Annotated in this window: 11 protein-coding genes; 3 read left to right on the forward strand and 8 right to left on the reverse strand. The window is 59.0% G+C overall.

Features of this window, described 5'->3' with window-relative positions:
• Window positions 1-4 precede the first annotated feature (4 nt).
• A complete protein-coding gene (gene tehB / locus FHN83_RS24030) occupies window positions 5-601 on the reverse strand; it encodes a tellurite resistance methyltransferase TehB (RefSeq protein WP_139565192.1) in 597 nt (198 codons plus the stop codon).
• Complete coding sequence (gene tehA, locus FHN83_RS24035) at window positions 598-1,602, reverse strand: dicarboxylate transporter/tellurite-resistance protein TehA (RefSeq protein ID WP_139565193.1); 1,005 nt, start codon at window positions 1,600-1,602, stop codon at window positions 598-600. The genes tehB and tehA overlap by 4 nt, the downstream gene beginning before the upstream one ends.
• Before the next feature lie 122 nt (window positions 1,603-1,724).
• Here tehA and ydcK point away from each other — a divergent pair, with 122 nt between their 5' ends.
• Window positions 1,725-2,705 carry a YdcK family protein gene (ydcK, locus tag FHN83_RS24040; RefSeq protein ID WP_139565194.1) on the forward strand — a complete coding sequence of 327 codons (981 nt, stop codon included), beginning with the start codon at window positions 1,725-1,727 and terminating at the stop codon, window positions 2,703-2,705.
• Here the strand turns inward: ydcK and rimL are convergent.
• The 4 genes from rimL to FHN83_RS24060 all read right to left on the reverse strand — a co-directional run bounded on the left by rimL (window position 2,700) and on the right by FHN83_RS24060 (window position 7,343).
• Window positions 2,700-3,251: a 50S ribosomal protein L7/L12-serine acetyltransferase gene (rimL, locus tag FHN83_RS24045; RefSeq protein WP_139565195.1), complete on the reverse strand. Its 552-nt coding sequence runs from the start codon at window positions 3,249-3,251 to the stop codon at window positions 2,700-2,702. The genes ydcK and rimL overlap by 6 nt on opposite strands.
• Window positions 3,252-3,356: 105 nt before the next feature.
• Window positions 3,357-5,012, reverse strand: coding sequence for a glucan biosynthesis protein D (locus FHN83_RS24050; RefSeq protein WP_039028634.1), 1,656 nt, complete (start codon window positions 5,010-5,012; stop codon window positions 3,357-3,359).
• Window positions 5,013-5,388: 376 nt separating this feature from the next.
• Window positions 5,389-6,162 carry an ABC transporter substrate-binding protein gene (locus tag FHN83_RS24055; protein ID WP_139565196.1) on the reverse strand — a complete coding sequence of 258 codons (774 nt, stop codon included), beginning with the start codon at window positions 6,160-6,162 and terminating at the stop codon, window positions 5,389-5,391.
• 11 nt (window positions 6,163-6,173) lie between these two features.
• On the reverse strand, window positions 6,174-7,343 hold the full coding sequence (locus FHN83_RS24060) for a pyridoxal phosphate-dependent aminotransferase (RefSeq protein WP_139565197.1): 1,170 nt from the start codon (window positions 7,341-7,343) through the stop codon (window positions 6,174-6,176).
• 110 nt (window positions 7,344-7,453) lie between these two features.
• Here FHN83_RS24060 and FHN83_RS24065 point away from each other — a divergent pair, with 110 nt between their 5' ends.
• Window positions 7,454-8,296 (forward strand): LysR substrate-binding domain-containing protein, encoded by an 843-nt coding sequence (locus tag FHN83_RS24065; RefSeq protein ID WP_139565198.1) that lies wholly within the window; start codon window positions 7,454-7,456, stop codon window positions 8,294-8,296.
• Here FHN83_RS24065 and FHN83_RS24070 read toward each other — a convergent pair.
• On the reverse strand, window positions 8,283-9,791 hold the full coding sequence (locus FHN83_RS24070) for a carboxylesterase/lipase family protein (protein ID WP_139565199.1): 1,509 nt from the start codon (window positions 9,789-9,791) through the stop codon (window positions 8,283-8,285). The genes FHN83_RS24065 and FHN83_RS24070 overlap by 14 nt on opposite strands.
• 42 nt (window positions 9,792-9,833) lie before the next feature.
• Window positions 9,834-11,177 carry a VOC family protein gene (locus FHN83_RS24075; RefSeq protein ID WP_138369065.1) on the reverse strand — a complete coding sequence of 448 codons (1,344 nt, stop codon included), beginning with the start codon at window positions 11,175-11,177 and terminating at the stop codon, window positions 9,834-9,836.
• 273 nt (window positions 11,178-11,450) lie between these two features.
• Between FHN83_RS24075 and FHN83_RS24080 the strand changes: the two genes are divergently transcribed.
• Window positions 11,451-12,374 (forward strand): LysR substrate-binding domain-containing protein, encoded by a 924-nt coding sequence (locus FHN83_RS24080; protein ID WP_039028629.1) that lies wholly within the window; start codon window positions 11,451-11,453, stop codon window positions 12,372-12,374.
• Window positions 12,375-12,534: the final 160 nt, after the last annotated feature.

A 12,534-nucleotide genomic window follows, 5' to 3' on the forward strand; every position in this document is an offset into this window, starting at 1 on the left:
CCCGTTAAGCCGGTTTACGCGCCAGAAGCGTGGCAAAACGCAGCTTGATGCGGTTTCCCTGGGCGTCGGTGCGGTGTAACTCGCCGACGTCTTCGTTATATTTCAGCTGCTCCCAGCCCGCATAGTATTGGCTCAGTTCGCCGGTTTTAAACGCAAACGGGAAGCCCACGTTGCACGGATAATCTTCGGTATCCATTGCCGCCACAATCAGGTTATAGCCGCCGGGTTTGGTGCAGCGCTGCATATTGTCGATCAGGCCCGGAATAGTTTCTGACTGCAGGAACATCAGCACCACGGTGGAGAGAATAAAATCGTATTCACCGTCGAAGCGCAGGCTGTTGAGATCCTGAATCGCCGTCTGCAGGTTAGTGATGCCCTCTTTCGCCTTGATGCTCTCGATATTCTCGATGCTCATAGGGTTCTTATCCCACGCGGTCACGTCGTAGCCGTTGGCAGCCAGGTAGAGGCTGTTACGTCCGTTGCCACAGCCGAGATCCAGCGTTTTGCCCGGCTTAACAATCCCGGCGCTGTACAGCACTTCTGAGTGGGTGCGGGTCAGGCCATATTTTTCGGTGAAGTAGTTCTCATCAAACACAGTCATTCTTTTTCCTCAGCTTGCATAAGCGTTGCTTTGTCTGCACGAACCAGTAGTTTTCCCTGCATCAACAGGATAAAGGTTCGCACCAGTAATAGCGCAATGATGGCATTGGTAAATATAAACAGCGGGATGGCGATGGCGTGGAAGAATCCGGACGGGCTGCTCTGCCCCAGATGTAGACCGGTTGTGGCCAGCGCCGACACGCCGAACGAAAAGCTCCAGAACGACGCATTAAACGGCTGCACTAGATACCAGGGCATCAGCCGCAGAGTAAACAGCAGCTGCAGCAGGCCGTATCCGAACAGCATTATGGCGAAGGTATCCGCTTCTCCGCCGTTCACGCTGAACCAGGCGCTACAGGCCACCAGCGCCGGTGCCAGCTGAATACCGAGGGATGAACGCATCGGCGCAGGCAGTTCCCCCGCGCTGCGCAGGCGCTGCAAAATCACCGGTTCAAGGCTCAGCCAGGAGAAGACTCCCGCGCCGAGAAACACCAGCCCGGCATCGTGAAAACCCAACGCGCCGCAGGCCATGGCGCTGATAAAGTTGTTCGCTACCGTCGGCAGATAGAGACCCGGCGTCGTCGCCTCCTCCGGATGTTTGCCGCGCCACAGCCCGGCGGACTGCCACGCCGCATAGCTCAGCTGAACCACCACGCCCACGCTAAACAGGCATAGCGCCAGCGGGCGATACCAGGGCACAAAGCCAATCGCCACCAGCATCGTGGTGGCAGGAAACAGGCTGACAAAACTGCTCATCACCGGATGACGCATCTCCGCCAGCACGCTCCCCGGAAAACGCACCAGACGGGTGATAAACGCCACGGTTAACAGCAGCCAGATAACCATCGCCAGCGAGACCAGGATCTCGCCCGGCCAGTGCGATACCGGCCAGATCGTGCTGGCGTAACGCCAGGCAAAGCCCATACCGATGGTCCCCAGCACCATGCCGTAGTAGCCAGCGGGCAAGTTCAGAACGCGTTCAGTGGATTGAGTCTTATACATTTATTTTAAGGTATAAAATATATTTGAAATGCTAGTTTAAAGCGTTTCATTTGCGGATGCCACTCTTTCGATCAACGTAAACTTTGCTACGTTTAGTGAAGAGGACAACGGCGGGCACAGTGATGAATAAATATCGACTCAGCGATGAGAGCCGTCTGCACCACTGGCAGGACGGCGAGACCAGAACAGCGGTAAAAGTGCGTCAGATTATCGCCGCGCGGGATTTTAGCGATGTAAAAAGCGGCACGCGGGGCGGCTGGGTTGATGACGAATCGGCCTTGTCACACGAGCACGACTGCTGGATCTATGACGAGAACAGCGTGGTCTTTGCCGGAGCCCGGGTGAGCGGCAACGCGCGTATCACCCAGCCCTGCGTCATCAGCCATCAGGCATCAGTGGGCGATAACGTCTGGGTGGATGGGGCGCAGATCAGCCACGGCGCACGAATAAGTGACAACGTCACCATTCAGTCATCAGTGGTGCGCGGGGAGTGCCACCTTTTCGACAATGCCCGGGTGCTGCACAACAGCATGGTGATTGCCGCCAAAGGCCTCACCCCGGACCATGAGCAGATCCTAAGGATCTTCGGCGAGGCCACGGTCAGCCAGTCGCGGGTGGTGCATCAGGCGCAGATCTACGGTAACGCCATCGTCAGTTACGCCTTTGTCGAGCATCGCGCCGAAGTGTTTGAGAACGCGTTAATCGAAGGCAACGAGGTGAATAACGTCTGGGTGTGCGACTGCGCCAAAGTATACGGCAACGCGCGCCTGCTCGCCGGGCTGGAGGACGATGCCATCCCCACCCTGCGTTACAGCTCCCAGGTGGCGGAAAATGCGCTGGTTGAGGGCAACTGCGTCATCAAACACCATGTCCTGATTGGCGGCGAGGCCTGGCTCCGCGGCGGGCCAATCCTGATTGATGACAAAGTGGTGATCCAGGGCCGGGCGCGGATTCAGGGTGAAGTGCTGATCGAACATCATATTGAAATTACCGATGATGCGGTGATCGAGGCATTTGACGGGGAGATGATTCACCTGCGCGGTGCGAAGGTGATTAACGGCGCGCAGCGCATCACGCGCACGCCGCTGCTCGGGGCATTATGAAGCGCTGATACGGGCGTAGATGTTCTGGTCGTCATAATTCCCGTTGAGGAACTCAGCCTCTTTCAGGCACCCCTCCAGCACGAAGCCGTTGCGCTGCGCCACCTGATTGCTGGCGGCGTTGTCGACGCGGCACTTGATGACGAAGCGGCGGATCTCCCCACGCGAGGCGTAGTAGTCAATAAACGCCTCCAGCGCCCGGGACAAAATCCCCTGCCCCTGATGAGCTTCATCCAGCCAGTAGCCGATATAGCCTGTCTTGTTCAGCGGCTCGATGGCGTTAAACGACAGCACCCCCACCAGCGCGTTATCGTTAAAGATCAGGAACATTTTGGCGTAACCGCGCTGGTGCAGCATCTGGTTGCTCAGGATGTTCTGCCGGGTATCGTTCTCCGTGCCGACAAACTGCGGCCAGTTGAGGTAGTCCTGCAGATATGCCCGGTTTTTGACCACCAGATTGTGCAGTTCGGTAGTGTAACGTTCGTCGGCGGCGCGCAGTTCGATATGCGCGGTGACGGGGATAATTTCTTCTTCGTTAGTGGTGTTCATCAGTCAGCCTTTGTAGGCCGGGTAAGGCGTAGCCGCCACCCGGCGTGAACACGGACCCTGCGGTCTGCAATGCCGGGCGGCGCGTGCGCTTGCCCGGCCTACGGTTTATCGCATTACGCGGTCATCAACGTACTGGCGTTTATCCGGCGCAGGCGGGAAGTAGTGATACAGCCAGGTCTCGCTAATTGCTTCACCCTGGCAGCGCAGGAACATACGCATATCCACCGTATCGGTCGAATCGCTGGTCGGATACCAGTCAAACAGAATGCGGTATCCGTCGAACGGCTCCACGTACAAAATTTCAATCTGCTTCGCTTCGCCGCTGGACAGGGTGATCACCGGCTCGATCCCTTTCGGGGCCGCCGCTTTCAGATCGCCGCCAACAAAATCAACCGCAAAACGGCGCGCCCAGACTTTCGGGTAGTTCTCGCCCGGGGCCCAGCCTTCCGGGAAGCCGCCCATGCCGGTACGGGTAGCCATCACGTTTGCCAGCGGGGAACGCACCGGCGGTTTCGCGCTCCAGTAAAGACGATACTGGAAGTCCAGCTTGTCGCCCGCCTTCACCGGTTTTTCCGGCTGCCAGAAGCAGACCACGTTATCCAGCGTTTCACCGGTGGTTGGGATCTCCATCAGGCTCACGGTGCCTTTACCCCACTGGTTACGCGGCTCAACCCACAGGCTTGGGCGCTTGTTGTACCAGCCCATAATGTCCTGATAGTGCGAGAAGTCGCGATCGAGCTGTAACAGACCAAAACCTTTCGGGTTTTTGTCGGTATAGGCGTTGAACTGCAGCTTTTGCGGGTTATTCAGCGGACGGCAAATCCACTCCCCGTTGCCGCGCCACATCGCCAGACGGTCGGAGTCGTGGATCTGCGGGTGAATGGTGTCGCACATGCGGCGTTCGTTGTTGCCGCAGGCGAACATGCTGGTCATCGGCGAGATCCCCAGCTGCTGGATGTCCTTGCGGGCATACAGGTGGTTTTCGACGTCCATGATCACCTGGGTCTTCTCGCAGTGGATCACGAACTTATAGGCACCGGTGATGCTCGGGCTGTCGAGCAGGGTGTAGACCGTGAAGGTGGTCGCGCCCGGTTTCACGGTTTCAAACCAGAACGAGGTGAAATCAGGGAACTCTTCAGTGCTGTCGGCGTAGGTGTTCAGCGCCAGGCCGCGGGCGGAGAGTCCGTACTGGTAGGTGTCATCCACCGCGCGGAAGTAGCTGGCGCCGAGAAACGAGACGATATCGCGACGCGCCAGCTCCGGGGATTTAAAGGCGCGGAAACCGGCAAAACCTAAATCGCTCTGGCCTTCCAGCTGCTTCGTATCAACGCCCGCGTCGTGGTAGTTGAACAGCTCAGGGCGGAAGTGGATCTCGCGCGCCTGGGAGGTCTGGTTGTCCAGCGAGAACATGCGCACCCGACGGCGGAAGCCCATCCCGACGTGGAAGAACTGCACGTCAAGCTGGCGGTTTTCGATGTTGTTCCACAGCGACTGCTTTGCGTCGTACTGGATGCTGTTGTAAGCCTGCGGCGTCAGCGTTGCCAGGGTTTCAGGCAGAGGACGCGGCGCACCGCCCCACGGTGTTTGCGCCAGGTCGTGCGCCATGGATTGCAGCACAGAAAAGTCGAAACGGCGGCTCGACCCGTCCGCGATATCCGATTCAGCCGCATGGGCCGCCTGGGAAAAGAGTGCGGAAAGTCCGGAGGTCCCGCTCACTGCGGCTACGGCCAGAGAGCCTTTTAAAAAACGTCTGCGATTCATGCCTGGAAAAACGTCCTTATGGTCGTGGGTAGTGGGTTTCGCTTACGGCGAAACAACGGCAAGAAAGAACATCATTAAAGGGGCACAGCCTAAACAAAAACGGTTAAGAATCCAATTATTGACAGGCGAGAATATGAACAAAGCGTGAAAGATTTTTCTGTCGAGGGGAATTGCCTGAAACGCGGGTAAAGAAAAGTATATACCCTAAATAATTCGAGTTGCATGAAGGCGGCGACGCAGCGAATCCCCAGGAGCTTACTAAAGTAAGTGACTGGGGTGAGCGAGGAAAGCCAACGCACAGGCAACTTGAAGTATGACGGGTATAAAAAAGCCCCTGCCGGACATCAACGCCAGGGGTTAAACGATCAGATGTTTATTATTTTACGCTGACATCGATGCCCGGGAAGTACTTCTTCGCCAGCTTGTCGATGGTGCCGTCAGCGCGGACTTTATCAATCGCAGCATCAAGCTGTTTTTTCGTGGCCTCATCGCCTTTACGCAGGCCATAGCCGATCCCGCTGCCGAGGATGGTGTCATCCGACACCGGCTTGCCGATAAAGCCGAAGCCCTTGCCCTGCGGCTTGCTCAGGAAGCCAGCCTGCCCGGCGGCGGACATGACCAGCGAGGCGTCGATACGGCCATTGAGCAGATCGCCCCAGGCCATGTTCTGATCTTTATACGACACCACGGTGACACCCTGCTTCTCCCAGTGCTCTTTGGCGTAGGTTTCCTGAATAGAGCCCTGCAACACGCCAATGGTTTTACCCTTCAGCCCTTCCGGCGTGGCGTCAACCACGTTGCCGGTCTTGCCCACCAGCTGGGACGGGATCCGGTAGATCGGCTGGGTAAAGTCGATGCTCTGGCGACGCTGCTCAGTAATGTTCATTGCCGAGTTGATGGCGTCGAATTTCTTCGCTACCAGCCCCGGGATCAGCGCGTCGAAGGAGGTTTCGACCCAGCTGCATTTCAGCGACGCCGCCGCGCAAATCGCGTTGCCCAGCTCAATATCAAACCCTTCCAGCTCACCGGAAGAGTTGCGGCTCTCAAAGGGCGGATACTCGGCTTCAACGCCATAACGTAATTCGGTTGCGGCAAAAGAGGAAAACGAACACAGCAACCCCAGGCCGACAACGAAGGCTTTTAATTTCATGACTGAACTCCTTAGCGTGGTTTTACCCGACACAGGGCCTGCGCACCTGCCCGTAATGTCGCCTCATCTTTCGCAAAAGAGAGACGGATTAATTTGTTATCTGTCCCGTCGGTATAGAACGCCGAAAGCGGGATTGTGGCAACACCGTAGTCAACAATCAGCCGCTTCACCAGTTCGCTGTCGCGTTCATCGCTGAAGTGGCTGTAATCCGCCAGCAGGAAGAACGAGCCTGCGCTCGGCAGCAGGCGGAACGGGGAATCGGCCAGCAGGTTGACCAGCAGATCGCGTTTGCGCTGGTAGAACGACGCCAGCGACAGCCAGGTTTGCGGATCGGCCATATGTTCGGCAAACGCGTACTGCATAGGAGTATCGGCAGAGAACATCAAAAACTGATGGATTTTGCAGATCTCAACCATCAGCTGCGCCGGGGCGACGCAGTAGCCGACGCGCCAGCCAGTGACGTGGTAGGTTTTACCAAACGACGAGACGATGACGCTGCGCTCAGCCAGCCCCGAATGGGTCGCCATGCCGTGATGCGGTACGTCGTCGAACACCACGTGCTCGTACACTTCGTCAGAGAGAATAATAATGTCGGTGTTACGGGTGATCGCCGCGAGCTGTTCCAGATCGTCGGCCGAGAAGACCTGTCCGCTCGGGTTATGCGGCGTGTTGACGATGATCATCCGGGTGCGCGAGGTAATGGCGGCGCGCACTTCATCCCAGTTCACCGCGAAATCCGGCACCGTCAGCTTGATGGCGATCGGCGTTGCGCCTTGCAAACGCACAATCGGCGCGTAGCTGTCGAACGACGGTTCAAAGTAGATCACTTCGTCGCCGGGATGCACCAGGCCGCTGATGGCCGAGTAGAGCCCTTCGCTGGCGCTGGCGGTGACAAGTACCTCGCTGGCCGGATCGTACTGCGTGCCGTACAGCGAGGCGATTTTATCAGCGATGCGCTCCTTCAGCGGCGTCAGCCCGGTCATCGACGCGTACTGGTTGTGGCCCGCCTGCATGGCTCGGTGGACGCCGGCTACCAGCGCGGGGTCGCAGTCGAAGTTCGGCGCGCCCTGAGAAAGGTTGATGGCATTGTGCTCAGCGGAAAGCTGACCGATAACGGTAAAAATGGTGGTGCCAACGTCCGGCAGTTTGGAACGGGTTTGTATCGGAGTGCGCAGCGTCATCTTTAATCCCCCTGGTGGATAGTGCATAACTATTCAACCTGAAGGCTATTGTGGCGACAATCGAATTGTTGTCATAATAGCCATGACAAAAACTCATACCTGGAGGTTCTGTGTCGCATCGCGCGTTCCCGCTTACTGCCGTTGAGGCGTTTATTGTTACCGCCCGGCACCTGAATCTGACCCATGCGGCAATAGAGATGTGCCTGACCCAGGGGGCCGTGAGCCGCAAGATCGCCGCCCTTGAAGGCTGGTTCGGTTTTCCGCTGTTTGAGCGCCACGCCCGCGGGCTGCGCCTCTCCTCCCAGGGCAGCGCTTTGCTGCCGGATCTGCGCGCCTCGTATGAACAGGTTCTGACGGTGGCGGACCAGGCCCGGGCGCAGCAAACCGTGGTGCGCCTGAAAGTGCCCACCTGCGCCATGCGCTGGCTGGTGCCGCGACTGCTGCAGGTGGAGCGCGAGCAGCCCGAGTTGCAGATTGCGCTCACCACCACCAACGATCACAGCGTGAATTTCAAAACCGAATCCTACGACGCGGCCATTGTTTTTGGCACCCACCTGAGCGCGGGAGATCTGCTGTTCGAGGAGGCCTTAACCCCGGTGATCAGCCCGTTACGCCAGGGCTCAGCGGTGGAGTCATTGACCTTTTTGCATCCGACGCGGGATAAAACCGACTGGTCGCTGTGGCTGGAAAAACAGGCCGTGCAGTCGCCTGTCATGCACAAAAATCAACACTTCGACACCATGGATCTGGCGATCACCGCCGCCATCCAGGGGCTCGGCGTGGCGATTGCCGACGAGACGCTGGTGGCGGAAGATATCCGCGCCGGGCGGCTGGTGCGGCCTTACGCCAGCAGTATCAAAACCGGCGCCAGCTACCGGCTGGTGCTGCGGGAGTCTCGCGGCAAAGCGGCGGGGCTGGCCGCCTTTCGCGAATGCCTGCTTAATCCAGGCTGACGTGGTGCTTCATTACCCGTTTGAACAGCGCCATGCGGGCGCGCATAAATCGATTTTCAAGCTTAAAACCCGCATGTTTATTCACTCCAATGCGTAGCAGCACGTCCCGCCCGTGGTGACAGGCAGGCCAGCGCGTCGGGCCATTCAGCGTGTCGCACTGCCGGCTGGCATGGCGGGCGAAGTTGACCCAGTAATCGGCAACCTGAGCGGAAAACGCCAGGTCGTTGGCATTCACATACTGTCGGGCGGGCTCGGCGAGGGTGAGCGTATCAAACACGTAAGGCACCTCGTTGCCATGCCACGCCCCGTTGGCGTAGGTGGCGTGCTCGGCTTCAGCCACATAGTCAAACCAGTAGCGCCAGCACGGCTCCCCTACCCGCCGCTGGGCCTGCATCACCACAAACCCCAGGGTGGTGAAGGCCATATCGCGGCACACCTGACGCCCCAGCTCGGTGTCGTCTTTAATGCCGGGATAGAGCAGCTTTATTAATCCTAACCCCAGCCGCCGCTCCCGGCGCAGCTTCTGGATCTGCCCGGCGAGATCGACGCCAAACACCGCCATCACGCTCGCCTCATCGCTGTTCGAGCCAACCATGATCGGCACAGGATGCTGGCGCGCGGCAAAAAAGACCTCCAGCATCGGCTCGGGCAGTACGCAATCTCCGACTATCGGGGCCGGGCCCACGTTGAGGGGTGCCGTCAGCGGCCAGAGCGCCTCGGCCGGGATCGCCCGCAGCTGCTCAGCGGTGGCATCCTCAAGACCAAAATGGGCCGCCAGCGCCTCGCCCTTGCTGAGTGCCTGCTCCCGGGGGGTATCCGGCAGGGTGTAGCCGCTCTGGATTATCGCCTTATGGAACAGCCCCTTAGCCAGCGGCGAAGCCAGTAACGACAGCACGCTGCGCGCCCCGGCAGACTCGCCAAACAGGGTGACGTTCTCCGGGTCGCCGCCAAAGCGGGCGATGTTGTCCCGCACCCACTCCAGGGCGGCCATCTGATCGAGCAGAGCAAAGTTATGCACCACCCGCTCCTCTTCTCCCGCCAGCGCCGGATGGGCAAAAAAGCCCAGATGGCCAAGCCGGTAGTTGAGGGTGACGATCACCGCCCCGCGCTGCGCCAACGCTTTGCCGTCGTAGGGCGGCAGCCCGCCAGCGCCAATGGTAAAGCCCCCGCCGTGCAGCCAGACCATCACCGGCAGCGGCGCGGCGCGCTCCACCGGCGACCAGACGTTCAGGTAGAGGCAATCCTCCGAGAAGCGGCCCGGATCGCCCCCGCCCAGCTGCTGACAGTACTCACTGCTCTGCCAGCTCGACGGCGAAAAAGCGGTGGCCTGACGCACGCCCTGCCAGCTCGCCACCGGCTGCGGCGAACGCCAGCGTAACGCGCCCACCGGCGGGGCAGCATAGGGAATGGCGCGCCAGACCTGCACATCGCCATCGGTTATGCCGCTAATATCGCCGTGGCGCGTGGTCACTATCGGGGAAGAGACGTTGTCCATATCGATCTTCAGTTAATGTCACATCCCCGCAGAGTACCGTTTTCAGAGCAAACCGCAACGTCGCTTGCTGCGCTCTTCCGCCTCCTGGTAGAGAGTGAACTCGTCCAGCACCGGGCAACCCAGCGCTTCTTCAAAGGCATCGCGGCTGGCGTTGCCGTGGCTGCGGGCCTGGGTTTCGTTGCCAAGATTCGACTGGAAGATCCCCGCGGCGCTCACCGGGAGGAAATCCTCATAGGTGATGGGCTGAGCGACCACCCAGCCACGCTCGATCAGCGGCTGCGGATCGTCGCCGGGGCCAAAGGCCTGGCGGTGCGCCTCTCCGGCGGGCGTCAGGCGATAGCGGAACCACGCCAGCCCCTGACGGCGCAGGAAGATATCGCTGTCGGGAAATGCCTGGAAGACCTCCTGCAGGTGCAGCTGATGGGTCAGGTTATCCTTGCCGGTACCGGCCTCCGCCAGCAGACGATCGTAGAGGTCTCGCCCTTTCGGGGTTAACGCCACCCCGCGCTGTTCAATCTCGCCAAAGCGCGCGGTATGGGTGCCCCGCTGTTCTCCTGCAAACAGCACCGGCTCCTCCAGCGCCTTGAAGCTGGTCTGGCGCAGCAGCAGAGGCGTCTCCCGGCGCGGCGGCCCTTCGATCAGCATCTTCGGTTCAATACCGTATTCGGGCATCAACGCCTGCACCCGGTCGATATCCAGCGTGCGCGGCGTCAGGTGGTTGATGTGGCAGCCGGGGAAGCAGACCACGTCGGCAATCAACCGGTGTTCATTGTGTAGCGCCTGGTAGGTGTCGTGATCCACCGTGGCGTGGCGATGCCAGCGGAAGGTCTCCAGCGCTTCCTTAACAAACTCTTCGGCCTGCGCCGGGGTAAACGCCCCTTCCGCCTCGTACAGGTCGATCAGTTCCAGGCAGCGGGGGGTGAAGATGTTGCGCCGGGCGAGGATCTCCGCCGCTTTCTCGCGCAGGGGCAGGTTGTCGATCAGATCGAGGCGCAGCAGCGAGGTAAAAATACGAAACGGGTTGCGGCACAGCGCGGCGTCATCAACCGGACGAAACGCGGTTGAGTGGACCGGCACCCCGGCCTGGGAGAGATCGTAATAGCTGACCGGGAACATCCCCATAATGGCGAACATGCGCCGCAGGGTTGCCAGTTCCAGGGCCGTACCGACACGGATCGCCCCGTGGCGTTCCAGGTTGAGGCGAGCGAGTTCATCCGCGTTGGCCAGTTGTTCGTGCAGCTTCGGGTTGTTTTCCAGGACTGCCAGATTCACATCCGCTACCAGCTCCAGTAAGGTTCCGTACTGCGGAACTTCCTGCTGGTACATCGCCGACATAGCCTGCGAAAAGTTTTCCCGAATATCATCAGCCGTGATGGTGTTCGCCATGATGTCATGCCTCCAGTGAATATTACCTGGAGTGTAGAGAAGGCCATTGCGCCTGTTTGGAAGAATTTACGAATTGTGATCTGGATGGAGAGGCGCGCGTTTCCTGAACTACCACGAATTTAAGCGGTTCAGGCCCCGGGCAACTATTTCAACCCCTTTCCAAAAAATGCTTGTTATTCAATTAGATTGAATGTTAATAATATTTTGCTAGCAGGTTATCAAAATTAAACAACTTCACTTGTCACGCGTAACGCTCTGTTTTTAACATCGCCTATGGAAAAAAATGGTTTGTTTAGTCAGCGCATTCGTTTGCGCCATCTGCATACTTTTGTGGCCGTCGCTCAACAGGGAACACTGGGACGCGCGGCTGAAACCCTTAACCTGAGCCAGCCTGCGCTTTCAAAAACGCTGAACGAGCTGGAGCAGCTCACCGGCACGCGCCTGTTCGAACGTGGACGCCTGGGCGCGCAGCTCACCCTGGTGGGCGAGCAGTTCCTGACCCACGCGGTCAAAGTCCTCGATGCCCTGAATACCGCGGGCCAGTCCCTGACCCGACGCAACGATGCGCCGGGCGACGTGGTGCGCATCGGCGCGCTGCCGACCGCGGCGCTGGGCATTCTTCCGGCGGTCATCGGCCAGTTCCATAAACAGCAGCGCAACATAACGCTGCAGGTCGCCACCATGAATAACACCATGCTGCTCGCGGGGCTGAAGTCCGGCGAGCTGGACCTGGGCATGGGAAGAATGTCCGATCCGGAGCTGATGAGCGGTCTCAACTATGAGCTCCTTTTTCTGGAATCTCTCAAGCTGGTGGTGCGTCCGCGTCATCCTATCCTCAATGATACCGTGACCCTAAGCCGGGTGATGGAGTGGCCGGTGGTGGTGTCGCCGAAAGGCACCGTGCCGCGCCAGACGGCGGAAACCCTTCTCCAGACCCAGGGCTGCAAACTGCCGTCGGGCTGTATTGAGACCCTTTCGGCCTCGCTGTCGCGCCAGCTGACGGTGGATTTTGACTATGTCTGGTTCGTCCCGTCCGGGGCGGTGAAAGAGGATCTGCGCCAGGGCACGCTGGTGGCATTGCCGGTCACCACTCCTGGCCCCGGCGAACCTATTGGGGTATTAACCCGCGTTGACGCCCCGCTCTCCGCCGCCACCCAGACGCTGCTGAGCGCGATACGTAAATCCATGCCGGTGTGATCACACTTCCCTCCAGCCCGTCTTGATGACGGGCTTTTTGTTTCCATTACTCAAATAATGCGAAATCATTCATTAACAATTGCACTAAACAATTTAACAGATTTATCATACCCGCCGAATTCACCAAATGGTTCATTCAAACAACACAGCGGTGAATTCT

Origin of the sequence: Leclercia adecarboxylata (assembly GCF_006171285.1) — a bacterium.
Lineage (GTDB): Bacteria > Pseudomonadota > Gammaproteobacteria > Enterobacterales > Enterobacteriaceae > Enterobacter > Enterobacter barmai.

Bases quoted from the DNA above. Each gene is read 5' to 3' on its own strand.
- tehB (WP_139565192.1), bottom strand. From the start codon at position 601: ATGACTGTGTTTGATGAGAACTACTTCACCGAAAAATATGGCCTGACC.
- tehA (WP_139565193.1), bottom strand. From the start codon at position 1,602: ATGTATAAGACTCAATCCACTGAACGCGTTCTGAACTTGCCCGCTGGC.
- ydcK (WP_139565194.1), top strand. From the start codon at position 1,725: ATGAATAAATATCGACTCAGCGATGAGAGCCGTCTGCACCACTGGCAG.
- rimL (WP_139565195.1), bottom strand. From the start codon at position 3,251: ATGAACACCACTAACGAAGAAGAAATTATCCCCGTCACCGCGCATATC.
- FHN83_RS24050 (WP_039028634.1), bottom strand. From the start codon at position 5,012: ATGAATCGCAGACGTTTTTTAAAAGGCTCTCTGGCCGTAGCCGCAGTG.
- FHN83_RS24055 (WP_139565196.1), bottom strand. From the start codon at position 6,162: ATGAAATTAAAAGCCTTCGTTGTCGGCCTGGGGTTGCTGTGTTCGTTT.
- FHN83_RS24060 (WP_139565197.1), bottom strand. From the start codon at position 7,343: ATGACGCTGCGCACTCCGATACAAACCCGTTCCAAACTGCCGGACGTT.
- FHN83_RS24070 (WP_139565199.1), bottom strand. From the start codon at position 9,791: ATGGACAACGTCTCTTCCCCGATAGTGACCACGCGCCACGGCGATATT.
- FHN83_RS24075 (WP_138369065.1), bottom strand. From the start codon at position 11,177: ATGGCGAACACCATCACGGCTGATGATATTCGGGAAAACTTTTCGCAG.
- FHN83_RS24080 (WP_039028629.1), top strand. From the start codon at position 11,451: ATGGAAAAAAATGGTTTGTTTAGTCAGCGCATTCGTTTGCGCCATCTG.